22 protein-coding genes are annotated in these 25937 nt (G+C 67.3%); 12 read left to right on the top strand and 10 right to left on the bottom strand.

What is annotated here, in order from left to right; all coding sequences use genetic code 11:
- The first annotated feature begins 3 nt into the window (after positions 1-3).
- The 3 genes from pyk to Q9Q79_RS16235 all read left to right on the top strand — a co-directional run bounded on the left by pyk (position 4) and on the right by Q9Q79_RS16235 (position 3941).
- Complete coding sequence (gene pyk, locus Q9Q79_RS16245; protein WP_005410833.1) at positions 4-1470, top strand: pyruvate kinase; 1467 nt, start codon at positions 4-6, stop codon at positions 1468-1470.
- A 191-nt stretch (positions 1471-1661) separates the two neighbouring features.
- On the top strand, positions 1662-2666 hold the full coding sequence (locus tag Q9Q79_RS16240) for a class I fructose-bisphosphate aldolase (protein ID WP_005410832.1): 1005 nt from the start codon (positions 1662-1664) through the stop codon (positions 2664-2666).
- Positions 2667-2795: 129 nt separating this feature from the next.
- Positions 2796-3941 carry a hypothetical protein gene (locus Q9Q79_RS16235; protein ID WP_043034326.1) on the top strand — a complete coding sequence of 382 codons (1146 nt, stop codon included), beginning with the start codon at positions 2796-2798 and terminating at the stop codon, positions 3939-3941.
- 92 nt (positions 3942-4033) lie between these two features.
- On the opposite strand, the gene Q9Q79_RS16230 is transcribed toward Q9Q79_RS16235, so the two are convergent.
- Positions 4034-4633, bottom strand: a complete 600-nt coding sequence (locus tag Q9Q79_RS16230; protein WP_049406609.1) for an O-acetyl-ADP-ribose deacetylase — start codon at positions 4631-4633, stop codon at positions 4034-4036.
- 212 nt (positions 4634-4845) lie between these two features.
- Complete coding sequence (gene cysK / locus Q9Q79_RS16225) at positions 4846-5805, bottom strand: cysteine synthase A (RefSeq protein WP_012481123.1); 960 nt, start codon at positions 5803-5805, stop codon at positions 4846-4848.
- A gap of 207 nt (positions 5806-6012) precedes the next feature.
- Here cysK and Q9Q79_RS16220 point away from each other — a divergent pair, with 207 nt between their 5' ends.
- From Q9Q79_RS16220 to Q9Q79_RS16185, 8 genes are all read left to right on the top strand, one after another.
- Complete coding sequence (locus Q9Q79_RS16220) at positions 6013-6996, top strand: LysR family transcriptional regulator (RefSeq protein WP_024958695.1); 984 nt, start codon at positions 6013-6015, stop codon at positions 6994-6996.
- A 611-nt stretch (positions 6997-7607) separates the two neighbouring features.
- Positions 7608-8039, top strand: coding sequence for a DUF2946 domain-containing protein (locus tag Q9Q79_RS16215; RefSeq protein ID WP_201861979.1), 432 nt, complete (start codon positions 7608-7610; stop codon positions 8037-8039).
- Between the two features lie 71 nt (positions 8040-8110).
- Positions 8111-10174 (top strand): TonB-dependent copper receptor, encoded by a 2064-nt coding sequence (locus tag Q9Q79_RS16210; protein ID WP_201861978.1) that lies wholly within the window; start codon positions 8111-8113, stop codon positions 10172-10174.
- Between the two features lie 274 nt (positions 10175-10448).
- Complete coding sequence (locus Q9Q79_RS16205; RefSeq protein ID WP_012481120.1) at positions 10449-11555, top strand: efflux RND transporter periplasmic adaptor subunit; 1107 nt, start codon at positions 10449-10451, stop codon at positions 11553-11555.
- Positions 11552-14677 carry an efflux RND transporter permease subunit gene (locus Q9Q79_RS16200; protein WP_099527258.1) on the top strand — a complete coding sequence of 1042 codons (3126 nt, stop codon included), beginning with the start codon at positions 11552-11554 and terminating at the stop codon, positions 14675-14677. The genes Q9Q79_RS16205 and Q9Q79_RS16200 overlap by 4 nt, the downstream gene beginning before the upstream one ends.
- Positions 14670-15266, top strand: a complete 597-nt coding sequence (locus tag Q9Q79_RS16195; RefSeq protein WP_201861970.1) for a GNAT family protein — start codon at positions 14670-14672, stop codon at positions 15264-15266. The genes Q9Q79_RS16200 and Q9Q79_RS16195 overlap by 8 nt, the downstream gene beginning before the upstream one ends.
- 168 nt (positions 15267-15434) lie before the next feature.
- On the top strand, positions 15435-16955 hold the full coding sequence (locus tag Q9Q79_RS16190) for an alanine/glycine:cation symporter family protein (RefSeq protein ID WP_012481117.1): 1521 nt from the start codon (positions 15435-15437) through the stop codon (positions 16953-16955).
- Positions 16948-17781 (top strand): TrmH family RNA methyltransferase, encoded by an 834-nt coding sequence (locus Q9Q79_RS16185; RefSeq protein WP_012481116.1) that lies wholly within the window; start codon positions 16948-16950, stop codon positions 17779-17781. Before Q9Q79_RS16190 ends, Q9Q79_RS16185 begins: the two co-directional genes overlap by 8 nt.
- Positions 17782-17942: 161 nt before the next feature.
- Here the strand turns inward: Q9Q79_RS16185 and Q9Q79_RS16180 are convergent, their stop codons facing one another.
- The 4 genes from Q9Q79_RS16180 to Q9Q79_RS16165 all read right to left on the bottom strand — a co-directional run bounded on the left by Q9Q79_RS16180 (position 17943) and on the right by Q9Q79_RS16165 (position 21122).
- Positions 17943-19364 (bottom strand): M28 family peptidase, encoded by a 1422-nt coding sequence (locus tag Q9Q79_RS16180; RefSeq protein WP_012481115.1) that lies wholly within the window; start codon positions 19362-19364, stop codon positions 17943-17945.
- 225 nt (positions 19365-19589) lie between these two features.
- Entirely contained in the window at positions 19590-19994 is a 405-nt protein-coding gene (gene mscL, locus Q9Q79_RS16175; protein ID WP_014038282.1) for a large-conductance mechanosensitive channel protein MscL, read from the bottom strand.
- 54 nt (positions 19995-20048) lie between these two features.
- Complete coding sequence (locus Q9Q79_RS16170) at positions 20049-20765, bottom strand: fumarylacetoacetate hydrolase family protein (RefSeq protein ID WP_087802752.1); 717 nt, start codon at positions 20763-20765, stop codon at positions 20049-20051.
- A gap of 75 nt (positions 20766-20840) precedes the next feature.
- Positions 20841-21122, bottom strand: coding sequence for a hypothetical protein (locus Q9Q79_RS16165; RefSeq protein WP_005410817.1), 282 nt, complete (start codon positions 21120-21122; stop codon positions 20841-20843).
- 178 nt (positions 21123-21300) lie between these two features.
- Between Q9Q79_RS16165 and Q9Q79_RS16160 the strand changes: the two genes are divergently transcribed.
- On the top strand, positions 21301-21636 hold the full coding sequence (locus Q9Q79_RS16160; protein WP_099524702.1) for a Rieske (2Fe-2S) protein: 336 nt from the start codon (positions 21301-21303) through the stop codon (positions 21634-21636).
- 381 nt (positions 21637-22017) lie between these two features.
- Here Q9Q79_RS16160 and Q9Q79_RS16155 read toward each other — a convergent pair whose 3' ends face one another.
- From Q9Q79_RS16155 to thiS, 4 genes are all read right to left on the bottom strand, one after another.
- Positions 22018-23865: an SLC13 family permease gene (locus tag Q9Q79_RS16155; protein ID WP_099561921.1), complete on the bottom strand. Its 1848-nt coding sequence runs from the start codon at positions 23863-23865 to the stop codon at positions 22018-22020.
- A gap of 27 nt (positions 23866-23892) precedes the next feature.
- Positions 23893-24627 (bottom strand): tRNA (guanosine(46)-N7)-methyltransferase TrmB, encoded by a 735-nt coding sequence (gene trmB / locus Q9Q79_RS16150; RefSeq protein WP_005410814.1) that lies wholly within the window; start codon positions 24625-24627, stop codon positions 23893-23895.
- On the bottom strand, positions 24627-25421 hold the full coding sequence (locus tag Q9Q79_RS16145; protein ID WP_005410813.1) for a thiazole synthase: 795 nt from the start codon (positions 25419-25421) through the stop codon (positions 24627-24629). Before Q9Q79_RS16145 ends, trmB begins: the two co-directional genes overlap by 1 nt.
- Before the next feature lie 151 nt (positions 25422-25572).
- Entirely contained in the window at positions 25573-25773 is a 201-nt protein-coding gene (gene thiS, locus Q9Q79_RS16140; protein ID WP_005410812.1) for a sulfur carrier protein ThiS, read from the bottom strand.
- Positions 25774-25937: the final 164 nt, after the last annotated feature.

The raw sequence follows: 25937 nt of genomic DNA, 5'->3' as shown, positions 1-25937 counted from the left end.
ACCATGTTCGAGCGTCAGCGTCGCACCAAGATCCTTGCCACCCTCGGTCCGGCCACTGATCCGCCGGGCGTGCTGGAGGATCTGTTCCGCGCCGGCGTCAACGTGGTGCGCCTCAACTTCAGCCATGGTGACCCGTCCGGCCAGGCCAAGCGTGCCGCCGAAGTGCGTGCCGCCGCCGCCCGCGTCGGCGTGGAAGTGGGCATCCTGGCCGACCTGCCGGGCCCGAAGATCCGCATCGAGCGCTTCGCAGAAGGCAAGGTGCAGCTGAAGGCGGGCAACCGCTTCGACCTGATCGCCAGCACCAGCGCCGGCCCGGGTGATGCCACCCAGGTGGGTGTGAGCTACCTCGGCCTGCCGCAGGACGTGGGTCCGGGCGACGTCCTGCTGCTCGACGACGGCCTGATGCAGCTGCAGGTGGTGGAGGTGCAGGGCGAACGCATCATCAATACCGTACTGAACGACGGTGTGCTGTCCGACCGCAAGGGCCTGAACAAGCAGGGCGGCGGCCTCTCGCTGGGCGCGCTGACCGAGCGCGACAAGGAGCTGATCGGCATCGTCGCCAAGATCGGTGTCGACTTCATCGCCGTGTCGTTCTGCCGCAACGCACAGGACATGAACGATGCGCGTGACATCGCCCGCTCGCATGGCTGTGATGCTGCGCTGGTGTCGAAGATCGAGCGCACCGAGGCCATCGAGAACCTGGAAGAAATCGTCGAGGCCAGCGACGTGGTGATGGTCGCCCGTGGCGACCTTGGCGTGGAGATCGGCGATGCCGAACTGCCGGGCCTGCAGAAGAAGATCATCAAGGCCTCGCTGGCACAGAACAAGGTGGTGATCACCGCCACGCAGATGCTGCAGTCGATGGTGGAAAGCCCGATTCCGACCCGTGCCGAAGTGCTGGACGTGGCCAACTCGGTCATCGACGGCACCGATGCGGTGATGCTGTCGGCCGAGACCGCTGCAGGTGCCTGGCCGGTCAAGGCGGTCGAAGCAATGGCGCGCATCTGCCTGGGGGCCGAGCGCCAGTTCCAGACCGAGACCGACTTCAACGCTTCGCCGCGCAACCTCGAGCGTGCCGACCAGGCCATTGCCATGGCCACCATGTTCTTGTCCCAGCACGTGGGCGTGCGCGCGATCGTGGCAATGACCGAGTCCGGTGGCACCGCGCGTTACCTGTCGCGTTTCCGCGCCAAGGCGCCGGTGTTCGCGGTGACCCGCCATGACGGCGCGCGCCGGCAGATGGCGCTGATGCGCGATGTGTTCCCGATCAACTTCGACAGCCGCGGCCTGACCCCGCGCGAAGCCGCGCGCGGCAGCATCCGCCTGCTGGTGGAAGCCGAACTGCTGCAGGCCGGCGACCGCGTCGTGTTCACCAGCGGCGAGCACATGGAAACCCACGGTGCCACCAATACCCTGCGCCTGCTGGAAGTGGGTGAAGACGGCCGCGCCATTGGGCTGGGCGATCTGTAAACCCAGTCGGCCTCGGGTCGGAGCCGCTGCGCGCATCCGACCCGGGGTCAGATCCCCAAAGGGGCTCTGACCCCATGCCGCAGGACATCCCCTGCGTGGACATTGGAATCGTTTCCATCCTGGCCTCGACACCGGGGCAACGGGCGGCGGGGCTATACTTACGTTTTTCCCGCACCCGCCACAGGAAATACATGAGCATCGAACAGCTGGCCGAAACCGCCCAGGCCATGGTCGCCCCGGGCAAGGGCATCATCGCGATCGACGAATCCACCGCTACCATCGCCAAGCGTTTCGCCGGCGTCGGTATCGAGAACACCGAGGAGAACCGTCGTGCCTACCGCGAGCTGCTGCTGACCACGCCGAAGCTCAACGAGCACATTTCCGGCGCCATCCTGTACGACGAAACCATCCGCCAGTCGACCAGGGACGGCGTGCCGTTCGCCAAGTACATGGCCGACCACGGCATGATTCCGGGCATCAAGGTGGACAAGGGTGCGCACCCGCTGGCCGGCTGCCCGGGCGAGCTGGTCACGGAAGGCCTGGACGGCCTGCGCGAGCGCCTGCAGGAGTACTACAAGCTGGGTGCGCGCTTCGCCAAGTGGCGTGCGGTCATCAACATCGGCGAGAGCATTCCGTCGGGCACCTGCATCGAGTCCAACGCCCATGCGCTGGCCCGTTATGCCGCCCTGTGCCAGGAATGCGGCCTGGTGCCGATGGTCGAGCCGGAAGTGATCATGGACGGCGACCACGACATCGAGACCTGCTACGAAGTCACCGAAGCCACCCTGCGTTCGCTGTTCGACGCGCTGTACCAGCAGAACGTGCTGCTGGAAGGCACCATCCTGAAGGCGTCCATGGTCATCTCCGGCAAGAACTGCGATGAGCAGGCCGACGTCGAGGAAGTGGCCGAGTCGACCGTGATGTGCCTGAAGAGCACCGTGCCGGCCATCCTGCCGGGCGTGGTGTTCCTGTCCGGTGGCCAGAGCGACGAGCAGTCCACCGAGCACCTGAACGCGATGAACCAGCTGGGCAACCTGCCGTGGCCGCTGAGCTTCTCCTACGGTCGCGCCATGCAGCAGGCCGCGCTGAAGCTGTGGGCCAAGGACATGAAGGGCAACTACGCAGCCGCCCAGAAGACCGTGTACGAGCGTGCCAAGGACAACGGCCTGGCTGCGCTGGGCAAGTGGAACGGTTGATCCGTCCCATCGCTGGATGAACAAGGCAGCGCCGGCATCACGCCGGCGTTTGCTTTTGCGGGTATCTTTTCCGCCCCCGCGTGCCCGGCCGGTACGCGGGAACCACATGGAAGGCCAAGGAGAAACAACATGCGTTTGGCAGCAATCACACTGGCCGTAGCCACGGTCCTGGTCGCCGGCGGGTGCAACCGCATCGGCGGCGGCGCAGAGGCAGGCAAGGCCGCGTCGCTCGATTTCGACAAGCCGGTGTCCGGCGAGATCACCTCGCGCAGCGGCATCAACTTCAATGATGGCAGCCATCACCAGCTCTACCAGATCAAGCTGGAAGACAAGGATCTGGTCGGCCTGAAACTTACTGGTGCCCTCAGCGGCTCGATCGCCGTGTTCAACAACGGCAGTCTTGTTTCCACCAGCAACACCGGTTACGAACGCGAAGGCGACGTCTCGCTGGCGTTCCGTGCCAATGGCGGCGGCACCTACCAGGTGGCGGTCAATGCCGATGGCCCGACCGCCTTTGGTCCGTATCGCCTGCGAGCCGAGAAGCTGAAACCTTACGACGGCAAGCCGTTGGCGGGCAGTGGCGAAATCGTGGACATGCTGGCCAGTGATTCGCAGGACTACACCCTGCAGGTGGACAAGGCCGGCCTGTACGAAATCCGCCTGGTGTCGGATGTCTTCGATCCGGTGCTGAAGCTGTCGGGCCAGGGCGTTGAAGCCGAAAACGACGATGGCAACGACAGCACCAACTCGCGGCTGACCCTGTCGCTGAAGCCGGGCAAGTACACCCTGACCGCGCGCGGCCTCGGCAGCGGTGTCAATGGCATGTTCACCCTGTCTGCCACCCGCATCGAACTGCCGGGGAATCTGGTCGAGCGCGATGGCACCGCCCTGCCGAAGTCGGGCAGCGTGTACACCATGCTGGACAACGAAGGCCGTCGCCGCTTCCTGCTGACCCTGGACCGGCCGGCCGACGTGCGCCTGGACGCGATTTCCAGCCAGGTCGATACCGTGCTGCGCGTGGTCGGTGGCGATGTCGAGCTGACCGACGACGACGGTGGCAACGGTACCAACTCGCGCCTGGAGGAGACTCTGCCGGCCGGTCATTACACCGTCGACGTGTCCAGCCTGAACAATGGCGCAGGCATGGTCGAGGTGCGCGTGCAGGTGGAAGGGGCCAGCGCCGAGGGTGCTGCGGCATCGGCTGCACGTGCCGCTGCCGACGCTGCAGCCGCCGTGGCCGATGACGCCGCTGCGGTGGAAGCTGCCAGTCGTTGAGCGTGATCCACGCCATGCGTGGATGACATCAATGGTGTAACTGAGAAGGCCGGGCAATGCCCGGCCTTTTCCTTTTCGCGCTGCATCGCGATTCAATGCGCGGCGGCAAAACCCGCGTCACCCAGGGGCGGCAGCATCGACCCGCGCGGTTCGCTGTCGGCGCTTTGCCCGGCGGCACTCAACGCCTGCTGGTAGGCCTTGGCCGTAGCGGTATTGAACGCCACCAGCACGATGCGCATCGGTTGCGCGTGGCTGCGCTGCCAGGCCAGTGTTTCGGTCACTGCGATCTGCGCGGCCTGGTACAGCGGATAGCCGTATACGCCGCAGCTGATGGCTGGGAATGCGATCGACTGCACGCCCAGCGATTCGGCCAGCTGCAGCGACTTCCAGTAGCAGTTGGCGAGCAACGCCGGTTCATCGCGCTGGCCGTCGTGCCAGACCGGGCCCACCGTGTGCAGTACGTAGCGTGCAGGCAAAGCGTAAGCACTGGTGGCGCGCACTTCTCCGGTCGGGCAACGTACGCCCGGGCGCAGTTCCGGCAGCTGCGCGCATTCGGCCAGCAACGCGGGCCCGGCCGCACGATGGATCGCGCCGTCGACACCGCCACCACCGAGCAGCGTTTCATTGGCCGCGTTGACGATCGCATCCACCGCCAGGGTCGTGATGTCGCCCTGCCAAACTTCGATCTTCATGCGTCCGTCTCCTGCCTGTGAGGTGATCCGCGCAGCATCTGCGCCGGCTGTTCCCACGGTAGGGGACAGGGCATCGATACTGCGTCATGACCGTCTCACGCGCTGCGATCCGACGGCCTTCACGCACGATGGCGGGCGACGCCTTCATGCAGGCTGAAGCAGAAGGGGGTCGGAGCCCTTTCCCTGCGGAAAAGGGATCCGACCCCGGGGTGTTACGGCAGGCCGGCCAACCAGTCGTCGTCGGAACCCTCGTTCACGTCGGCAAACAGCGGCGTGGAGAAGTAGCGTTCACCGGTGTCCGGCAGCATCGCCAGGATCACTGAACCCGGTTCGGCACGTGCGGCCACATCCAGTGCGCTGGCCACGGTAGCGCCGGCGGAGATGCCGACGAAGATGCCTTCTTCCGCAGCCAGTCGGCGCGCGGTGGCGATCGCGCGGTCATCTTCCACCGTCACCAGTTCATCCACCACATCACGGTTGAGCACGTCGGGCACGAAGTCCGGGGTCCAGCCCTGGATCTTGTGCGGCTTCCAGTCATCGCCCTTCAGCAGTGCGGCGCCGGCTGGCTCGGTGGCGATGATGCGGGTCTGCGGACGCGCGACCTTCAGCACTTCGCCCACGCCGGTGAGCGTGCCGCCCGTGCCCCAGCCGCTGACGAAGTAGTCCAGCCGCTTGCCGGCGAAGTCGCGCAGGATTTCGGCGGCGGTGGTGTTGCGGTGATACGCCGGATTGGCCGGGTTGGCGAACTGGCTGGCCAGGAACCAGCCGTGCTGCTCGGCCAGTTCGCGCGCCTTGCGCACCATGCCGCTGCCGCGTTCGGCGGCCGGGGTCAGGATCACCTTGGCGCCATAGGCGCGCATCAGCTTGCGGCGCTCCACCGAGAAGGTCTCGACCATGGTCGCCACGAACTTGTAGCCGCGCGCGGCGGCGACCATCGCCAGCGCCACGCCGGTGTTGCCAGAAGTGGCTTCGACGATGGTGTCGCCCGGCTTGAGCAGGCCACGTGCTTCGGCGTCGAGGATGATCGCCAGCGCCAGGCGGTCCTTGACCGAGCCGCCCGGGTTGAACGACTCGACCTTGGCGTAGACGCTGACCTGCGGCGGCGCCAGGCGCTGCAGCTTGACGATGGGGGTGTTGCCGACGGTATCGAGGATGGAGTCGTACAGGGCCATGGAAGCGCTCCGGAAACAGGGCCGCGCCGGACGCCGGCGGGCAGAAGGGGAGGGCTGGCTGTTCAGGCCAGCGGCTGCCGGCTGACCGTAGCGCCGGCATATGACGCCCGGAAATGACCAGATACCTTTCTTAAACAACCTTTGGTTATAAGCTGGTGACGGCAATTGACCCTAGAGTGGACCTCCGCCCCACGCCGCCCGCCTCCCATGACGCTGACCCAGCTGCGCTACCTGGTCGCCATCGCCGACGCCGAGCTGAACATCACGCTGGCCGCCTCGCGCGTGCACGCCACCCAGCCCGGCCTGTCCAAGCAGCTCAAGCAGCTGGAAGACGAGCTCGGCTTCCTGTTGTTCGTGCGCAAGGGCCGCAGCCTGGAGTCGGTCACCCCGGCCGGCACCGAGGTGATCGCTCGTGCCCGCGCGGTGCTGGCCGAGGCCAACAACATCCGCACCTACGCGGCCAACCAGCGCCGCGAGAGCCAGGGCCAGCTGATCCTGACCACCACCCACACCCAGGCGCGCTTCGTGCTGCCGCCGGCGGTGGCAGCGATCAAGCAGGCCTATCCCCAGGTGAGCGTGCACCTGCAGCAGGCCGGTGAAACCGACGCGCTGGACCGCTTGAACCAGGGTGACGCGGATATCGCGATCATCAGCACCGCCGGCAGTGAGCCCACCGATGGCATCGCGGTGCCGCTGTTCCGCTGGCGACGCCTGGTGGTGGTACCCAAGGGGCACCCGCTGGACCGCGCCGGCCGCGCACCGGACCTGGCCGCGTTGGCCCGGCAGCCGCTGATCAGCTACGAATCCTCGACCCGCCCGAATTCCTCGTTGCAGCGCGCCTTCGCTGCAAACGGCCTGGCGCCGGACCTGGCGCTGACCGCGCTCGATGCGGACCTGATCAAGACCTATGTGCGTACCGGGCTGGGCGTGGGCCTGCTGGCCGAGATGGCGGTCAGTTCCAACGACGAAGACCTGCGCTCGTGGCCGGCGCCGGACCCGATCAGCGAGTGCATTGCCTGGGCGGTGTTGCCGCGCGACCGGGTGCTGCGCGATTACGCGCTGGAGCTGGTGCACGTGCTGGCACCGCAGATTGATCCGCGCGATCTGCGCAGGGTGCTGGATGGCAACCAGGCCGCCGCGTGGCCGGTGCCACCGACCTGGGAGTCACTGACCCAGACCATCACGGTGTGAGGGGTTGGTCGAGCAGGGCTTGCAGCCCTGCACCTGCTGCGGACAAAGGCAACAGCAACAGCAACAGCAACAGCAGAAGCGGCATTCCGTGGGTTGGCGGGGCGGTGTCGGAGTGCGGGGACGCTGCAAGTACGTCCCTGTAAGCTTGGCAGCCGCATCCATGCGGCTGACACCCCGCACTCCGACACCGCCCCACCTCTGACAGATTCCGGCGGCTGTTGGTAGGTGTCGACCTTGGTCGACACGGTAGATCCACGCCATGCGTGGATGCTTTTCGATTCCAGTTCGAAATATTCGATTCCGATGGAGATTCATCCACGCATGGCGTGGATCTACTGCAGATCGCAGAGATCTGTCGAAGGCGGGGTGGGTCCGGTTGCGGGGGCGTGAGCCGCATGGATGCGGCGACCGAGCTTACATGGACGTACTTGCAGCGCCCCCCGCAACCGGACCCACCCCGCCTAACTCACAGGAAGCCAGCTTTTGATGTTGCTTCGGCTCTTGCTGTTGCTCCAGCTCGCAGCGGGTGCAGGGCGCAGCCCTGCCGATAAACCCCCTCCTGCGACGGTTCGTCGCACGGGCAACCCTGGACCCGCCTCTACACTAGCGGGGTGACCCGCCTGTCCCGCCCGCAGCGTCTTCTGCTCCAGCTCGCCATCCTGGCGACGCTGCTGATGGTGCTTGCGCCGCTGGTCAGCCGCGCGCTGCAGGCGCCGCCGATGGACCACACTGCAATGGCGGGCATGGACCACGCCACCATGGGCCATGACATGCACGACATGGCCATGGCCGGGCACGATCAGCACGGCGCCGCGCCGGCAGCGCCTGACCGCCCGGCCGATCCCCACGCCATGCATGGCGAGGCCTGCGAATACTGTGTACTGGCCATGCGCCTGCTGCCCTGGCTGGCGGTGCTGGTACTGCTGTTGCCGTTGCTGTGGCGGCCGCGCCTGGTGTTCCCGTGGTCGCAACAGGTGCTGCCCGCACCGCACTGGCCCGCACACGCCGCACGTGGGCCACCGCGCGTCTCCATCGTCCGCTGATATCCCCGTGGATCTGCCGCACGACGCCTGACCGGGCGCCGTGCGCGCGTGCGTACCTTGGAGCTGTTCCGATGAAAATGACTTCCCGCCCCGCGGGCGCCTGCGCGCGCCTGCCGGTTGCCCTTGGCCTGGCCGTGGCCACGTCACTGGCCTACGCTGCGCCCGCCGAAGAGGCGCGCACCCTCGACACGATGGTGGTCACCGCCGCCGCACCGTCCTCGCCGCTGCACTGGGTGACCGATCCGCGCCTGCCGCGGCAGCCGGTGCCGGCCAGTGATGGTGCCGATTACCTGAAAACCGTTCCCGGCTTCTCTGCCATCCGCAATGGCGGCACCAACGGCGACCCGGTGCTGCGCGGCATGTTCGGTTCGCGCCTGAACATCCTCAGCAACGACGGCAACCTGATCGGTGCCTGCCCGTCGCGCATGGACAATCCGCTGTCCTACATCGCGCCGGAAAGCTTCGACCGGTTGACCATCATCAAGGGCCCGCAGAGCGTGCGCTGGGGCGCAGGTGCCTCGGCCGGTACCGTGCGCTTCGAGCGCGACACGCCGCGCTTCGATGAACCCGGCCTGCGTGCCGATGCCAGTGCGCTGGTCGGTTCGCGCAACCGCAATGACCAGGTGCTGGACCTGACCCTGGGCAACCCGACCGGCTACGTGCGTGCCAGCGGCAACCGCTCCGAAGCCGATGACTACAAGGACGGCCACGGTGACGTGGTGCCGTCGAAGTGGCGCAAGTGGAACGGTGACGTGGCCATCGGCTGGACGCCGGATGCCGACACGCTGCTGGAGATTTCCGCCGGTGCCGGCGATGCCATCGCGCGTTACGCCGGGCGCGGCATGGACGGTGCCGCGTTCGAACGCACCAGCTATGCCGCGCGCTTCGAGAAGCGCAACCTGCCCGGTGCGTGGGATACGTTGCAGGCCAACGTGTACTACAACGAAGCCGACCACGTGATGGACAACTACACGCTGCGCACGCCGAACCCGCACAGCATGATGCCGATGCCGATGGCCTCGAACGTGGACCGCCGTACCCAGGGCGGCCGGGTCAGTTCCGAGTGGCGCTGGCAGGACGTGCAGCTGGTGGCCGGTGTGGATGGCGAAGACAGCCGCCATCGTGGCCGCATGGGCATGGGCCGCGACACCTACCGCCAGGCCGCCTGGGAGACCGATGCCAACTTCCGCCGCTACGGCGTGTTCACCGAGTTGACCCTGGGCGCCGGCACCGACCAGCGCTGGATCAGTGGCCTGCGCATCGACCGTGCCAGCGCCCGCGATGAGCGGCAATCGATCCGCGGAATGATGGGCAACCGGTCCAATCCCAGCGCCGGGCAGACGCGCAAGGAATGGCTCGGCAGCGGTTTCCTGCGTTACGAGCAGGACCTGGCCGATGGCCTGACCTGGTACGCCGGCCTCGGTCACAGTGAGCGCATGCCCGACTACTGGGAGCTGTTCTCGCCCAACCATGGCCCGGCCGGTGCAGTGAACGCGTTCACCGGCGTGCAGCCCGAGCGCACCACCCAGCTCGACGTCGGCCTGCAGTACAAGGGGCCGCGCGTGCAGGCGTGGGTTTCGGCGTACGCCGGGCAGATCCAGGACTACATCCTGTTCACGTACCACGGCAGCGGCATGATGGGCATGAGCCAGGCCCGCAATGTCGACGCGCGCATCGCCGGTGCCGAGGCGGGCCTGGAAGTGAGCCTGGCCGGGCAGTGGAAGCTGGGCGGCACGCTGGCCTATGCCTGGGGCGAGAACCGCGACCAGCAGCGTCCGCTGCCGCAGATGCCACCACTGGAAGCACGCCTGAGCGCGAACTGGGAAGGCGAGCGCTGGAGTGCCGGGGCACTGCTGCGTGCGGTGACCCACCAGCACCGCGTGGCCGAGGGCCAGGGCAACGTGGTCGCACAGGACCTCGGGCCGAGTGCAGGTTTCGCCACGTTCGCGCTCAACGCCGCGTACCGTTTCAGTTCGCAGCTGCAGCTCAGCGCGGGCGTCGACAACCTGTTCGACCGCGCCTACAGCGAGCACCTGAACCTGGCCGGCAGTGCCGACTTCGGCTTCCCGGCCGACCCGGTGCGCATCAACGAGCCCGGGCGCAGCCTGTGGATGAAGGTGAACTACCGGTACTGATCCGCCGGGTGAAAAAAAACCGGGGCCGGATCCCCGCCAGGATCCGTCCCCGCCCGACGCCCTCTGTCGGGCAGCTTCGACTCTACGATGGCAACGCCCGTGGTGCACGACTGGATACACCCCGACACACGCCGACACCGCCAAGGGCAGCCTTGCACGGAACGGGTTCAAGGCGCTATCACGGCTTCGGTTCCACGATGGTAAACGCTTGGCACATACCGCTTTTGCGGGGCCTTGCCTACACTCGGCGGCCGTGGATCAATCAGGACCATTCATGCTGGCTCGTATCGCTTCGACCCTGGCCCTTGGCCTCAGCCTGGCCGTGTTGGCCGGGTGCGCAGGCAAACAGGAGGCCGCCGCGCGTCGGCAGGGCGAAGCAGTGCCGGTCACGGCGCAGGTGGTGCAGCCCATGCAGTGGAACGACACCCTGCAGGCGCTGGGCACGGCCAAGGCGCGCGAGTCGATCAGCGTCACCGCCAAGGTCAGCGAAATCGTCGAGAAGGTGCATTTCGAAAGCGGCCAGCACATCGCCGCCGGCGCACCGATCGTGACGCTGCGCGGGCAGGCCCAGGAAGCGGCGCTGGTGCAGGCGCAGGCCACCTTCCACGAGGCCGACCAGTTGTACAAGCGCCAGCGCGAGCTGGCCTCCCAGCGGCTGGTGTCCAGCGCCACGCTGGATACGCAGAAGTCGATCCGTGATGCCGCCGAGGCGCGCGTGATGCAGATGCAGGCCGACATCGGTGATCGCCGTGTGCGCGCACCGTTCGCCGGCGTGCTCGGCATCCGCCAGGTCAGCCCCGGCTCGCTGGTGACCCCGACCACGGTCATCGCTACGCTCGACGACATCGAGCACATGCACATCGATTTCCAGGTGCCGGAAGTGGAACTGGCTGCACTGGGCGTCGGTGACAAGGTCAGTGCCACCAGCGTGGCGTGGCCGGGCCGCACCTTCGAGGGCGTGGTCAGTACCATCGACGCACGCATCGACCCGGCGACCCGTGCGGTGACCGTGCGCGGCGATTTCGCCAACAGCGACCATGCGCTGCGCCCGGGCATGCTGCTGGACGTGCGCCTGTTCCGCCCCGAGCGCCCGGCGCTGGTGGTGCCGGAAATCGCCGTGGTGCAGGTGGGCCGCGACACGTTCGTGTACCGCATCAAGAGCGACGACAGCGTCGAGCGCGTGGACGTGGTGACCGGTGCGCGCCGCGCCGGCGTGGTTGAGATCAAGCAGGGCCTGGAAGCCGGCCAGCGTATCGTGGTCGATGGCACCGGCAAGCTGCGCCCGGGCTTGAAGGTCGCGGCCAAGGATGCGGCGCCGGCCAGCGGTGCCAAGCCGGCGGATGCACCGGTGCCGGTCGCGGCCGAGGGCCACGGCGGATGAAGCTGTCCGACATCTCCATCCAGCGGCCGGTGTTCGCCGTGGTGATGAGCCTGTTGCTGCTGGTGCTGGGCGTGATGTCCTTCACCCGCCTGACCCTGCGCGAACTGCCCGCCATCGATCCGCCGATCGTGTCGGTGTCGGTGGACTACACCGGCGCCTCGGCGGCGGTCATCGAAAGCCGCATCACCCAGGTGCTGGAAGATGCGCTGGCCGGCATCGAAGGCATCGATACGATCAATGCGCGCAGCACCAACGGCCGCTCGCAGGTCAGCATCGAGTTCACCTCCAACCGCGATATCGAAGCGGCGGCCAATGACGTGCGCGATGCGGTCAGCCGCGTCGCCGACCGCATGCCCGAAGAAGCGCGTCCGCCGGAAATCGCCAAGGTCGAGAGCGATGCCGACCCGATCATCTGGTTCAACATGGTCTCCTCGACCATGGACACGCTGGAGCTGAGCGACTACGCCGACCGCTACGTGGTCGATCGTTTCTCCAGCCTCGATGGCGTGGCCCAGGTCCGCATCGGTGGCCGCCAGCGCTACGCGATGCGCATCTGGCTGGACCGTGACCAGCTGGCCGCGCGCGGGCTGACCACTGGCGACGTGGAAACCGCGCTGCGCAACGAGAATGTGGAATTGCCGGCCGGCCGCATCGAGTCGACCGACCGCGACTTCACCCTGCGCGTGGAGCGCAACTACATCAAGCCGGAAGACTTTGCGACCATCCCGCTGGGCAAGGGCCGCGACGGTTACGTGGTGCGCATGGGCGACGTGGCGAAGATCGAACTGGCTTCGGCCGAGCGTCGCGCGTACTACCGCAGCAACGGCGAGCCGGGCATCGGCCTGGGCATCGTCAAGACCTCCACTGCCAACTCGCTGGACGTGGCGCGTACCGCGCGCGCTGAAGCCGAGCGGGTGGCGCTGACCCTGCCCAAGGGCACGCAGATCTTCGTCGCCTTCGACAACACCACCTTCATCGAAGCCGCAGTTGACCGCGTCTATGCCACGCTGGTGGAAGCGATGATCCTGGTGCTGGCGGTGATCTGGCTGTTCCTCGGCAGTTTCCGCGCCGCGTTGATCCCGGCGGTAACGGTGCCGGTCTGCCTGGTCGCGGCGTTCATCGCGCTGTATGCGTTCGATTTCTCGATCAACCTGCTGACCCTGCTGGCCCTGGTGCTGTGCATCGGCCTGGTGGTGGACGATGCGATCGTGGTGGTGGAAAACGTGCAGCGCCGCATCGACCTGGGCGAGCCCCCGCTGGTGGCCTCCAAGCGCGGCACCACGCAGGTCGCCTTCGCGGTGATCGCCACCACCGCGGTGCTGGTGGCGGTGTTCCTGCCGGTCGGTTTCCTGGAAGGCAATACCGGCCGCCTGTTCCGCGAACTGGCGGTGGCGCTGGCGGCGGCGGTTGCGTTGTCCGCGTTCGTGGCGCTGACGCTGACGCCGATGATGGCCTCCAAGCTGCTCAAGCCGCACACCGGGCAGGCACCGCGCGGCCTGCATGGCTTCGTCAACCGCAACCTGGAGCGCCTGGCCTCCTGCTATGGCCGCGTGCTCGACCATCACGTGGACCGCACGTGGATCTACCTGCTGGTGATGGTGGCTGCGCTGGCCGCAAGCTGGGGCCTGCTGAAACTGCTGCCGTCGGAGCTGGCGCCGGCCGAAGACCGCGGTTCGTTCCAGATCATGATCGACGGCCCGGAAGGCGCCGGCTACGACTACACCGTGCAGCAGGTACAGCAGGTGGAAGCGCTGCTGGCGCCGCACGTGGGCGCCGACAAGCCGATCGTGCGTGCCAACCCCCGCGTGCCCGGCGGCTTCGGTGCCAGCGAGGAAATGCACACCGGCCGCGTCAGCATCTTCCTGCAGCCGTGGCGCCAGCGCAGCGAGGCCACGCCGGACGTGGCCAACGCACTGCAGAAGGAACTGGACACCATCCGCGGCGTGCGCGTGCGTACGCAGGTGGGCGGCGGGCTGGTGCGCAGTGGTGGCCAGCCATTCCAGATCGTGCTGGGCGGCCCGGAATACGCCGAGATCGCGCAGTGGCGTGACCGCATCCTGCTGCGCATGGCCGACAATCCGGGCCTGGTCGGCCCGGATTCGGACTACAAGGAAACCCGGCCGCAGATGCGGGTGAACATCGACCGCCAGCGTGCGGCGGATCTCGGCGTGCCGGTCACCGCGATCGGTTCGGCACTGGAAACCATGATGGGTTCGCGTCGCGTCACCACCTTCGTCGACAACGGCGAGGAGTACGACGTGCTGGTGCAGGCCGGTCGCGATGGCCGTGCCAGCCCGGCCGACCTGGCTGCGATCCGTGTGCGTGCCACCTCCGGCGAACTGGTGCCGCTGTCCAACCTGGTCACGCTCAGCGAAGTGGCCGAGGCGGGCACGCTGAACCGCTTCAACCGCCTGCGCTCGATCACCATCACCGCCGGCCTGGCACCGGGCTATCCGCTGGGCGAGGCCATCGCCTGGGCGCAGAACGTGGCCCGCGAGGAACTGCCGCAGTACGCGCAGGTGAACTGGAAGGGCGAATCGCGCGAGTACCAGAGTGCGGGTGGCGCGGTGCTGCTGACCTTCGCCATGGCCCTGCTGGTGGTTTACCTGGTGCTGGCCGCGCAGTTCGAGAGCTTCATCCACCCGCTCACCATCATGCTGACCGTGCCGCTGGGCGTGCTCGGTGCCTTGGTCGGGTTGTGGGTGAGCGGCGGCACGGTGAACCTGTTCAGCCAGATCGGCATCGTCATGCTGGTCGGCCTGGCAGCGAAGAACGGCATCCTCATCGTCGAATTCGCCAACCAGCTGCGCGACGACGGAAGAACCGTGCGCGAGGCGATCATCGAATCGGCGATGGTGCGCCTGCGCCCGATCCTGATGACCTCGATCGCCACCGTGGTCGGCGCGATTCCGCTGGTGGTGGCCGGTGGCCCCGGCTCGGCCAGCCGTGGCACGATCGGCATCGTGATCATCTTCGGCGTGACTCTTTCGACGTTCCTGTCGCTGTTCGTGGTGCCGGCGTTCTACGCGCGGCTGGCCCCGTACACCCGCTCGCCGGAAGCGGTGAAGCGCGAACTGGAGAAGCAGGAAGCCGAATCGCCCTCGGTGGGCGGGCATGCCTGACCGGCCTGCCGACGGGGTCGGACCAGGGGTCGGATCCCTTTCCGGAACGGAAAGGGCTCTGACCCCGCCACTACAGGGAGAGGGTTTCCGCCTGCGCCCCTGGCGCCCGGAAGACCTGGGATCCCTGCTGCGGCATGCCAACGACGCCGAGGTGTCGCGCGGCCTGCGTGATCGCTTTCCGTACCCGTACACGCGCGAGGATGGCGAGGCCTTCCTCGCCGGCCGCGTGCTGGCCCCTGGAACCCTGAACCTGGCCATCGAGATCGACGGCCAGGCCTGCGGCAGCGTCGGTGCCCAGCAGGGCGTGGCCGAGCGTGGGCATACCGCCGAACTGGGTTACTGGCTGGGCCAGGCCTACTGGGGGCAGGGCGTGATGACCCGCGTGGTCGGCCTGTTCGCACCGTGGGTGATGGACGAACTGCGCCTGTTCAGACTGCAGGCTACCGTGGTCGACTTCAACCTCGGCTCGGCCCGTGTACTGGAGAAGAACGGCTTCCAGGAAGAGGGCGTGGAGCGCTGTGCGGTCTACAAGCGCGGCGTCCTGCACGACCTGCGCCGCTTTGCCCGGGTACGCACCCAGCTGCCCTGACCCCAACCTGCCACACGGGCGAACTGGGGTCGGATCCCTTGCGCGGCGCGCAAGGGATCCGACCCCATCCTCTTGGCGCTACCGCAGCGGCCTTCGATCAGGGAGAATCGACCGGTCCCTTCCAGCCGACGGGACGTCCTTACAACCCGCCGACTGGAGAGAGCGCGCGTGGAAGCAACCGTACATTTCATCAACAGCATCATCTGGAGCAAGGCACTGATCTTCGTGTGCCTGGGCGCCGGCCTGTTCTTCAGCCTGCGCACGCGCTTCATGCAGATCCGCGGCTTCCTCGAGATGTGCCGCCTCACCGTCAAGGGTGAGAAATCCGACGCCGGCGTGTCCTCGTTCCAGGCCCTGGCCATGTCGATGGCCGGCCGCATGGGCATCGGCAACATCGCCGGCGTGGCCACCGCCATCGCCTTCGGCGGCCCCGGTGCGATCTTCTGGATGTGGGTGATGGGCTTCCTCGGCGCGTCCACCTCGTACGTGGAATGCACCCTGGCGCAGATCTACAAGACCAAGGACGCTGAAGGCCGCTACCGCGGTGGCCCGGCCTACTACATCGAAAAGGCCATGGGCCTGAAGTGGTACGCGCTGGCCTTCGCCATCGCCACGATCATCGCCGCCGGCTTCCTGATGCCGGGCGTGCAGGCCAACGCGATCGCCGACAGCATCATCAACGCCTGCCGCGGTACTGCCCTGTGCGGGCCGCTCGATGGCCAGGCCTTCGGCATGGAATCGGTGCAGGCGCTGAAGCTGGGCATCGGCATCGTGGTCGCGCTGCTGCTGGGCGTGGTGATCTTCGGTGGCGTCAAGCGCATCGCCAACTTCGCCGAAGTGGTGGTGCCGTTCATGGCCGCCGGCTTCATCCTGATGGCCATCATCATCATGATCATCAACTACGACCGCGTGCCGGAGATGTTCAACATCATCTTCAGCAGCGCCTTCGGCACCCACGCCGCGTTCGGCGCGATGATGGGCCTGGCAGTGGAGTGGGGCATCAAGCGCGGTATCTACGCCAACGAAGCCGGCCAGGGTTCGGGCCCGCATGCAGCGGCCGCCTCGGAAGTCTCGCACCCGGCCAAGCAGGGCTACGTGCAGGCCTTCGCCATCTACTTCGACACGATGATGGTGTGCACCGCCACCGCCTTCCTGATCCTGGCCAGCGGCACCTACAACGTGTACTCGCCGGCAGGTGCCGGCGCCCCGCCGATCTTCCAGGGCCTGGCCGGCATTCCCGAAGGCGCCGGTTACGCCCAGGCCGGCGTGGAAGCCGTGCTGCCGGGCTGGGGTTCGGCGTTCGTGTCCATCGCCATCTTCTTCTTCGCCTTCACCACCATCATGGCGTACTACTACATGGCCGAGACCAACCTCAGCTATGTGAACCACAACAGGAAGCGCCCGCTGACCGTGCTGGTGCTGCGCCTGGGCATCATCGGCATGGTGGTGTTCGGCGCGTTCCATAATGCGACCCTGGCCTGGGCGCTGGGTGACATCGGCGTCGGCCTGATGGCCTGGCTGAACATCATTGCCATCCTCATCATCCAGAAGCCGGCCATGCTCGCCCTGCGTGATTACGAACGACAGAAGAAGCTCGGCCTCGATCCAATCTTCGACCCCGATGCCCTGGGCATCAAGAACGCCGATTTCTGGCGTCAACGCAAGCTGGAGTTGTCCCGTAGTGAATGATCCCTGGAAGAATGCCCGCCGCCCGTCGTCGCGACCGCCGCGGGCCACCCCGCTGCCACCGCGTGAGGGAGGCACCCCGCCGCCGCCGGGGCGCGGCAACGACGAACTGCGCCTGTATGGCTGGAACGCCGTACAGGCGCTGTTCGCCAAGCGCCCGCAGGCGCTGCGGAAGCTGTACCTGGTGGACGCGCTGATTCCGCGCATGCAGCCGGTGCTGAAGTGGTGCGTGGCCAACCGCGTGGGCTATCGCGTGGTGGAGGAAGGCGATCTCAACAAGCTGGCTGCCACGACCCATCACGAAGGCCTGGTAGCCGACGTGCTGCGTGCGCCGGTCGTGCCGCTGGCGCAGTGGCTGGCCGATCTGGAGCAGGGCCCGGTGCTGGCGTTGTGGCTGGATGGTGTTGGCAACCCGCACAACTTCGGCGCGATCCTGCGCTCGGCCGCGCATTTCGGCGTCAAGGCGCTGCTGCTGCCGGCCGGCAGCACGCTGGCGCTGTCCGGTGCTGCCGCACGCGTGGCCGAAGGCGGGGCGGAGTCGGTGCCGCTGGTGCAGCTGCCGGAGACTGCTCAGGCGATGGCGCAGCTGCGCAGTGCCGGTTTCGGCCTGGCCGCAACCCTGGTCGAGGGCGGTGATGACGTGTTCCGTGCGTCGCTGCCGGAGCGGCTGGTGTACGTGATGGGCGCTGAAGGCGAGGGCATGGACCGCGGCCTGGCGGGACAGTGCGACCTGCAGGTCTCGATTCCCGGCAGTGGCGCGGTGGAGAGCCTGAACGTGGCCTCGGCCACGGCCGTGCTGCTGGCGCAGTGGGCCAGTCGACGCGGGTGATCCCGTATCCGGGGTCGCATGATCGGGGTCGGATCCCTCGCCGCAGGCGAGGGCTCTGACCCTGCCGGGTTCCTGATTCAGAACCCGCCTTGGTGGGTGCGAACCTTGGTTCGCACCGCGCTTCCAGTTGCGCTCGCCGGGCATGGCCCGGCACTACCGCATCACTCGTTCGGAGGCGTGGTCGCCTTGGCTTCGCTGCCGAAACTACCATCGGCTTCCGCCGCCAGGTACGCGAACACCGTATACGCGGCCACGTTCTGCGCCAGCGCCTTCGGGTCGATCTTGTCCAGGGTGTCGTCGGCGGTGTGGTGCAGGTGGAAGTAGTCCGAGCCGTCCTGCGCCAGCCACGCCCACGCACCGCCCTTGGCGGCCAGCGGGCCGACGTCCGGGCCCGGGCCACCCTTGTCGGCCTGGTACTCGATGCCCAGCGGCTTCATTACTTCGGCAATCTGCTTCGTCGCTTCACGTGAGCCTTCCGGATTCGGTGAACCGGTATTGAAGGCGTAGATGCGGCCTGCGCCGAAGTCGCTCTCGGCGGCCAGCTGGTGCAGGGCCACGTCCTTGGCGTGTGCCTCGGCATAGGCCTTGCCGCCGTAGAGGCCCTGTTCCTCGTTGGCGAAGGCGATCACGCGGATGGTGCGCTTCGGTGCCTGCTTGAGCTGGCCGATCAGGTGGCCGGCGGCCATGGTGATGCCCACGCCCGCGCCGTCATCGACCGCGCCGGTGCCCAGGTCCCACGAATCCAGGTGACCACCGATCACCACCACTTCCTTCGGCAGGCTGCGGCCGGTGATCTCGCCGATCACGTTGTACGAGGTCGCCGTACCATCCCAGCCACAGTCCAGTGCCACCTTCACCGTGGTGCTGCCACGGGCCAGCAGGCGCGCCAGCTGGTCGGCATCGGGCACCGACAGCGCCGCCGATGGCACCGGGGTCAGGCCGTCATCGAAACGGGTGATACCGGTGTGCGGCACGCGGTGCGAGTCGGTACCGGCCGAGCGCATCAGGAAGCCGACCGCGCCCTTGCGGATCGCTTCGGACGGGCCCTTGCTGCGGATCGCGCCGCCACGGCCATAGTCGCGGCCATCGCGGAACGGCAGCATCTGGTAATCGACGAAGGCGATCTTGCCCTTCAGCGAACCGGCCGGTGCGGCTTGCAGTGCGGCCAAGTCGGCAAAGCGGACCACTTCGGCTTCCACGGTGCCGCCCGGGCTGCCGCCCAGTGCCGTGATCTGCAGCGGCTGCGGGTTCCTGCCGGTTACGGCGGCGTGTTCGCTGCGGCGCTCCCACTTCGGGAAGGTCACCGGTTCCTTCCACACCTTGTCGAAGCCCAGTGCCTTGAACTTGGCTTCGGCCCAGGCCACGGCGCGGGCGTCGGCCTCGCTGCCGGCGATGCGCGGGCCGATTTCGGTGGTGAGCGATTCGACCACCTTCCAGCCGGTGTCATCGGCCAGCGCCTGGTCGCGCAGCTGCGCGGCGGTGGCCAGCGACGCCGGGGGCAGGGTGGTGGTATGCGGCGCCGCGAAGGCCGGGGCGGCCAGCAGGGCGAGGGAGGATGCGATGGCAAGGACGCGGCGACGCATGGACAACTCCGGGAAGGGACCTAAGCCTTGGAGCTTAACAGTCGTTCAGCCCGGCGCATGGGCGGGAGGTCATGGCTGGCGCGAACGCTGTTTTCCGCCATGTCCGGCAAAGCGAAAGCCCCGCCGGAGCGGGGCTTTCGCGCAGTCGCGGTAGCGCCGGCCGCTGGCCGGCTTCCGTATGTGCTGGCCTTGCCGGCCAGCGGCCGGCACTACCGTTCTGCCGCCTTATTTCTTCAGGCTGTCGCGGATCTCGCGCAGCAGCACCACTTCCTCGGCCGGTGCGGCCGGTGCAGCCTCCTGCTTGCGCGAGAGGCGGTTGATCGCCTTGACCACGATGAAGATGGCGAAGGCCACGATCACGAACTGGATGATGGTATTGATGAAGTCGCCGTAGCCAACCACCACGGCCGGAATCTCCTTGCCATCCGGACCCAGGTGGGCCGGCGACAGGGTCCAGGCCAGGCTGGAGAAGTCCACGCGGCCGATCAGGTAGCCCAGCGGCGGCATGATGATCTTCTCGACCAGCGCCGTCACGATCTTGCCGAAGGCCGCGCCGATCACCACGCCGACGGCGAGGTCGATGACGTTGCCGCGCATCGCGAATTCCTTGAACTCGGTGAGCATTCCCATTGTTGTTTTTCTCCGGTGGGGAAGTGGACAGCGCGCAGGGTAGCGCAGGTGATGTCAGCCGGCGATCACGCCGTGGCGCTCGGCCACATTTTCCAGGCGCGCGCTGAAGCGGTCGCCGGGCTTCAGTGCAGCCACGCCGGACGGGGTGCCCATGAACACCAGGTCGCCGGCACGCAGCTGCCACAGCTTGGACAGCTCGTGCAGGATCTCCGGCACGTTCCAGATCATCTGGTCCAGCAGCGCCTGCTGGCGCACCTCGCCGTTGACCTCTAGCGACAGGTTGAGCGCGGCCAGGTCGCCGACCTCTTCGGCGTGGACGATTTCGCTGATCGGCGCGGAGGCGTCGAAGCCCTTTGCGGCATCCCACGGGTGGCCCTTGTCCTTGGCCGCAGCCTGCAGGTCGCGGCGGGTCAGGTCCAGGCCGACGGCGTAGCCGTAGACCAGTGCTTCGGCATCGGCCACGGCCAGTTCGCCAGCGGGCGCATCACGGCCGATCGCCACCACCAGCTCCACTTCGTGGTGCAGGTTGGCGGTCGCCGGCGGGTAGGGGATGGCATCGTCATGGCCGACCACGATCGCATCGGCCGGCTTGCTGAAGAACATCGGGCGGCCGCGGTCATCGGCTGCCGGCACCGCCGCGCCCATCTCGCGGGCGTGGTCGGCGAAGTTGCGGCCGACGCAGTAGATGCGGTGCACGGGGAAACTGCCACCGCCCACCACCGGTACACGCGGCAGGGCTATGGCAGGGATCACATCGGAGACATCGGACATGCGGGCATCCAGGAAGGGCATGCCCGCAGTCTAGAACGCATGGCGCCCGCCGTCAGCGGGCGCGCAGGAGGTGGATCAGCGCGAGGCCGGCAACACCGGCTTGCGTACCACGCGGTACTCGCCTTCGACCACGGTCGGGTCGACCGGACGGGCAACACCCGGCTTGCGCGAGGCCAGCAGCTTCCACGCCAGGCCCACCAGGATCATCGCCGCACCGACGAACACGCCGATGAACACCATCGCGGCCAGGATCGCCAGGCCAAGCAGGCCCACGGCAACGCGCACCAGCGGATGGCGCGGCTTGCGCGGCGCGAACAGGGTGCGGAACTGGTTGAAGGCGGATGCGCGATTGAACATGGCGGCTCGATAGGCTGGGATCAGCGAAACCAGAGTATCGGGACGCGCCACTGTCATTGAGTGAAAAACTCGTTAAATATAGCCTGTGCTTATTACGGATCAATGACTTGTGTTCATGTCGCAGCCAGTCACCTGAGTGGGCGTGCGACAATGCGGGTTTACTGTCCGAGTCTTCGCCATGACTGCCTCTGCCGCCCTGATCGCCCTTGATGCCATTGCCGATGGCGCGTTTGCCGAGGTCGAAGCGGTGGTTGATGGCGATGCCGAATCGCTGGTGCTGTACCGCGACGGTGCGCAGGTGCGTGCGTTCCTGAACATCTGCCCGCACGCCGGCCGCCGGCTGGACTGGGCGCCCGGCCAGTTCCTGAAGAGCCGTGAAGGCCACCTGGTCTGCGCCGCGCATGGAGCCTCGTTCGCGCTGGACAGCGGCGACTGCATCGCCGGCCCCTGCAAGGGCGACCGCCTGCGCGCGGTGCCGGTGGACGTGCGCGACGGGCAGGTTTACCTGGCTTGAGGCAACCGGTGTGCGAACCAAGGTTCGCACCCACAGGCTCAATGGGTATCCACATCAATGGGTATCCAGAGATTCATCCACGCATGGCGTGGATCTACGGTGTCGACCAAGTCGACAGCTACCAGAGCGAGATCGGTGCCGACCAACGGTCGGCACCCACCACCAGCCTCGTGAAACTGTCGAAGGCGGGGTGGGTCCGGTTGCGGGGGTGTCCGCGGCATGGATGCCGCGGCCAAGCCCCCACGGACGGGTTTACGGCGTCCCCCGCAACCGGACCCACCCCGCCATCCCACGGAATGCACGCTTTTGCCGTTGATGTTGCCGGCCAGCGGCCGGCACTACCGGGGTGCAGGGCCCAGCCCTGCCAACAAACCCCAACCCTCAGAACATCAGGTTGATCATCAACACCACCACGCAGGTGTAGATCAGCGACAGCGGTCCGCCGACCCGCCACATCTCGCGCGGGGTGTAGTTGGCCGGGCCGGTGATCATCGAGATCACCGGGTTGGAGGCCGTCATCAGATTGTTGGACGCCGACAGCGCCACAATCAGCGCGAACGCGGTCGGGTTGCCGCCCGCCGCCAGTGCCAGGTTCACCGCGATCGGCACCATCACGATGGTCGCGCCCACATGGCTGATCACCAGCGAGAACGCCGTGGTCAGCAGCGCCAGCGCCACCTCCAGCACCCACACCGGGATGCCGGTGGGCAGCTTGTCGATGGTGTGGCCGGCCACCCATGCCGCCGCACCACTGGAGTCCATCGCCCAGCCGAGCGGAATCAGCCCGGCCATCATGAACACCGTCTTCCAGTTGATCGAGGCATAGGCCTCGTCCATGCGCAGCACGCCGGTCAGCAGCATGCCGGCCACGCCGGTCATCAGCGTCAGCGCCACCGGCAGCTTGCTGGTCAGCGCGATCAGGATGGTCAACGCGAAGATCGCCATGGCGATCTTGAACTTGTGCGGGCGTTGTTCGCCGGTCGGGTAGTCGGTCACCACCACGAAGTCGCGGCTCTTGGCCGCCTGTGCCAGGTCGGTCCAGATGCTGTGGAAGACCAGCATGTCGCCGGCGCGCAACTGCACGTCGCGCACGTCCTCGCGGATCACCTGCTTGTCGCGGTTGATCGCCAGCAGGCTGATGCCGCGCTCCTTGCGCAGGCGCAGGTCGGCCGCGCTCTTGCCGATCACGTTCGAGGTCGGCGGTACCACCGCCTCGGAAATACCGGCGCGGCTCGGGTTGAACAGGTCACCCAGGTGCTTCAGGCGCGAAGACATGCGCAGGAACTGGTTCTGCGCGAAGTCGTTGATCTGCTCGCGCGGACCCATTGCGCCGAGCACGCTGCCCACCCAGATGCGCATCTCCGCCGGCGGCGCCAGGCGGGTGTCGTTGCCGGTCTTCAGGGCCAGCAGCAGCGGGGCATCGTGCAGGTTCTCGGCCTCGCCCAGGGTCATGCCCACCAGCGGGCTTTCGGCACTGACCACCAGCTCGAACACATCGCCTTCGATGCCATAGGTCTTGGCAAAGTAGCTCTCGGTGCGCGCCGGGGTGACCCCGTCGTTGACCAGGTTCTCTTCCTCGATCAGCTTGCGGTCGCCGTAGTAGCGGAAGTACAGCAGTGACGCAATCAGCAGCGCCACGCCGATCGGCAGCGGCGCGAACATGCGCAGCGGCTCGATGGTGGCCAGGCCCGAGGGCAGGTTGTTGTTGGCCGAGGCCAGCAGGTCGTTCAGCAGGATCAGCGGTGAATTGCCGACCATGGTCAGCGCACCGCCCATCACGATCGCCGCCGAAATCGGCAGCAGCAGGCGCTGCAGGGTCAGGCCGGTGCGCGCTGCCAGTCGCGAAGCCACCGGCAGGTACAGCGCCATCACCGACGGGTTCTGCATGAAGGACGAGTTCAGGCCGGCAATGGCCGTGGTCATCATCAGCAACCGCTGCTCGACGCCATGACCGCGTCGCAGCAGCCACGCGGCCAGCCGGTTCAGCGCCCCGGTGCGGTCCAGGCCGGCACCGAGGATGGTGGTGGCGATGATGCTCATCACCGCGTTACCGGAGAAGCCGCCGAAGATTTCCTCCGGCGCGATCAGCCCGGTGACACCGAGCACCACCAGCACCACCAGCGCGACCACGTCGGCGCGGATGCGCTCGAACAGGAACATCGCCATCGTGAAGCCGACCAGCCCGAGCACGAGCTTCATGTCGTTGGTCAGCGTCAGCGCGGTATCCATGTGGGGCGCGGCGTCCTCAGGCGATCGTCAGGTGCGGTCGTACAGCAGGTCCCAGACGCCATGGCCGAGCTTCTGGCCGCGGGTCTCGAAGTGGGTCTGCGGGCGCCAGTCCGGGCGCGGCACGCTGCCACGCGGGCCGGCACGGTTGACCAGGCCGGCGGTGGCATCGAGCACGTCCCACATCTGCTCGGCGTAGTCCTCCCAGTCGGTGGCACAGTGCAGGCGGCCGCCCGGGCGCAGCTTGCGCACCAGCAGTTCGGCGAACGCCGGCTGCAGCAGGCGGCGCTTGTTGTGGCGCTTCTTGTGCCACGGGTCCGGGAAGTAGATGCGCACTTCATCGAGCGCGCCATCGGCGATCTCGTTCTGCAGCACTTCCACCGCGTCGTGGTGGTACAGGCGCACGTGGTCGGCATTGTCGTCGGCCAGCGCGTTCAGCAGCCGGCCCACGCCCGGGGCGTGCACTTCGATGCCGATGTAATCGCGTGACGGGTCGTGCTGGGCGGCGAAGCGCAGCGCGGCACCGTTGCCGAAGCCGATTTCCAGCACCTTGTGTGCCGGGCGGCCGAAGGTGGCGTCCAGGTCACGCGGTTGGCCGGTGTAGTCGAGGCCGAAGCGCGGCCAGCGTTCGTCGAACGCGCGCTGCTGGGCGGGGGTGAAGCGGCCTTGGCGCAACACGAAGCTGCGCACCTCGCGGCGGCCCTCGCTTACGGTGAAGGGCTTGGGCGGAGCCTTGGAACCGGCGCTGTCGAAAGGATTGGTCATCAGCCGATCAGCCCATCCACCGGGGAGGAGGCGCTGGCGTAGCGCTTGCGCGGGATGCGCCCGGCCAGGAAGGCCTCGCGGCCGGCCTCGACCGCCTTGCGCATGGCACTGGCCATCAGCACCGGGTGGCGCGCACCGGCAATGGCCGTGTTCATCAGCACGCCGTCGCAGCCCAGCTCCATCGCAATCGCGGCATCCGACGCGGTACCGACGCCGGCGTCGACGATGATCGGCACCTTGGCGTCTTCGATGATCTGCAGCAGGTTGTACTTGTTCTGGATGCCCAGGCCCGAACCGATCGGCGCGGCCAGCGGCATCACTGCGGCGCACCCGATTTCTTCCAGGCGCTTGGCCAGGATCGGATCGTCAGAGGTGTAGACCATCACCTCGAAGCCGTCCTTGACCAGCTGCTCGGCAGCCTTGAGGGTCTGCACCACGTCCGGGTACAGCGACTTCTGGTCGCCCAGCACTTCCAGCTTGGTCAGGTTATGGCCGTCCAGCAGCTCACGGGCCAGGCGGCAGGTGCGCACGGCGTCTTCGGCGGTGTAGCAGCCGGCGGTGTTGGGCAGGATGGTGTAGCGCTCCGGCGGCAGCACGTCGAGCAGGTTCGGCTCGCCCGGGTTCTGCCCGATGTTGGTGCGGCGGATCGCCACGGTGACGATCTGGGCGCCCGCGGCCTCGGTGGCCAGGCGGGTTTCTTCCAGATCCTTGAACTTGCCGGTGCCGGTCAGCAGCCGCGAGCCATAGGTCTTGCCGGCGATCACCAGCGAATCGGGGGAGACATGAACGTTCATGGCGCGATTATCGCCTATCCGCCTGAAGATGGGATCACGCAAGGCGGTGCTGTCCGCAGGAGGGCGAGGGTAGTGCCGGCCGCTGGCCGGCACATGCAGGGTGCCTGACAGCGTCGGATTGCCGGCCAGCGGCCGGCACCACCCGGAGGTCTCAGCCCCCGCCCAACGCGTGCACGATCTCCACCACGTCGCCTTCGGCCAGGACGTGCTCGCCGTGGCGGCTGCGGCTGACGATCTCGCCGTTGACCTCGACCGCCACCCGGCGCTGCAGCAACTGTTCGGCCTCGAGCAGGTCGTGGAGGGTTGCCGAAGCGGGCAGGGCGCGGGGTTCGCCATTGAGCTGGATGTTCATCCGTGCATTGTCGCCGATAGCCCGCCGGGATCGGAACACTTGCAAATTGAACGGGGCGCCAGCTCCGGCACAGCAGGTTTCCCGGCGATCGGGCGACAATCCATGCGGCGGCGCAGCGTGAGCAAAACGCGGCGCAGTGAAACCATTCACCGTGCGCCGGCGTA

This window comes from Stenotrophomonas sp. a6 (assembly GCF_030913325.1).
GTDB classification, from domain to species: domain Bacteria; phylum Pseudomonadota; class Gammaproteobacteria; order Xanthomonadales; family Xanthomonadaceae; genus Stenotrophomonas; species Stenotrophomonas maltophilia.
This window is presented reverse-complemented; position numbering and strand designations above follow the sequence as displayed.

What these genes read in the sequence shown, in the direction of transcription:
- pyk (WP_005410833.1), top strand. Translation starts at nt 4, where the DNA reads ATGTTCGAGCGTCAGCGTCGCACCAAGATCCTTGCCACCCTCGGTCCG.
- Q9Q79_RS16240 (WP_005410832.1), top strand. Translation starts at nt 1,662, where the DNA reads ATGAGCATCGAACAGCTGGCCGAAACCGCCCAGGCCATGGTCGCCCCG.
- Q9Q79_RS16235 (WP_043034326.1), top strand. Translation starts at nt 2,796, where the DNA reads ATGCGTTTGGCAGCAATCACACTGGCCGTAGCCACGGTCCTGGTCGCC.
- Q9Q79_RS16230 (WP_049406609.1), bottom strand. Translation starts at nt 4,633, where the DNA reads ATGAAGATCGAAGTTTGGCAGGGCGACATCACGACCCTGGCGGTGGAT.
- cysK (WP_012481123.1), bottom strand. Translation starts at nt 5,805, where the DNA reads ATGGCCCTGTACGACTCCATCCTCGATACCGTCGGCAACACCCCCATC.
- Q9Q79_RS16220 (WP_024958695.1), top strand. Translation starts at nt 6,013, where the DNA reads ATGACGCTGACCCAGCTGCGCTACCTGGTCGCCATCGCCGACGCCGAG.
- Q9Q79_RS16210 (WP_201861978.1), top strand. Translation starts at nt 8,111, where the DNA reads ATGAAAATGACTTCCCGCCCCGCGGGCGCCTGCGCGCGCCTGCCGGTT.
- Q9Q79_RS16205 (WP_012481120.1), top strand. Translation starts at nt 10,449, where the DNA reads ATGCTGGCTCGTATCGCTTCGACCCTGGCCCTTGGCCTCAGCCTGGCC.
- Q9Q79_RS16200 (WP_099527258.1), top strand. Translation starts at nt 11,552, where the DNA reads ATGAAGCTGTCCGACATCTCCATCCAGCGGCCGGTGTTCGCCGTGGTG.
- Q9Q79_RS16195 (WP_201861970.1), top strand. Translation starts at nt 14,670, where the DNA reads ATGCCTGACCGGCCTGCCGACGGGGTCGGACCAGGGGTCGGATCCCTT.
- Q9Q79_RS16180 (WP_012481115.1), bottom strand. Translation starts at nt 19,364, where the DNA reads ATGCGTCGCCGCGTCCTTGCCATCGCATCCTCCCTCGCCCTGCTGGCC.
- mscL (WP_014038282.1), bottom strand. Translation starts at nt 19,994, where the DNA reads ATGGGAATGCTCACCGAGTTCAAGGAATTCGCGATGCGCGGCAACGTC.
- Q9Q79_RS16170 (WP_087802752.1), bottom strand. Translation starts at nt 20,765, where the DNA reads ATGTCCGATGTCTCCGATGTGATCCCTGCCATAGCCCTGCCGCGTGTA.
- Q9Q79_RS16165 (WP_005410817.1), bottom strand. Translation starts at nt 21,122, where the DNA reads ATGTTCAATCGCGCATCCGCCTTCAACCAGTTCCGCACCCTGTTCGCG.
- Q9Q79_RS16160 (WP_099524702.1), top strand. Translation starts at nt 21,301, where the DNA reads ATGACTGCCTCTGCCGCCCTGATCGCCCTTGATGCCATTGCCGATGGC.
- Q9Q79_RS16155 (WP_099561921.1), bottom strand. Translation starts at nt 23,865, where the DNA reads ATGGATACCGCGCTGACGCTGACCAACGACATGAAGCTCGTGCTCGGG.
- trmB (WP_005410814.1), bottom strand. Translation starts at nt 24,627, where the DNA reads ATGACCAATCCTTTCGACAGCGCCGGTTCCAAGGCTCCGCCCAAGCCC.
- Q9Q79_RS16145 (WP_005410813.1), bottom strand. Translation starts at nt 25,421, where the DNA reads ATGAACGTTCATGTCTCCCCCGATTCGCTGGTGATCGCCGGCAAGACC.
- thiS (WP_005410812.1), bottom strand. Translation starts at nt 25,773, where the DNA reads ATGAACATCCAGCTCAATGGCGAACCCCGCGCCCTGCCCGCTTCGGCA.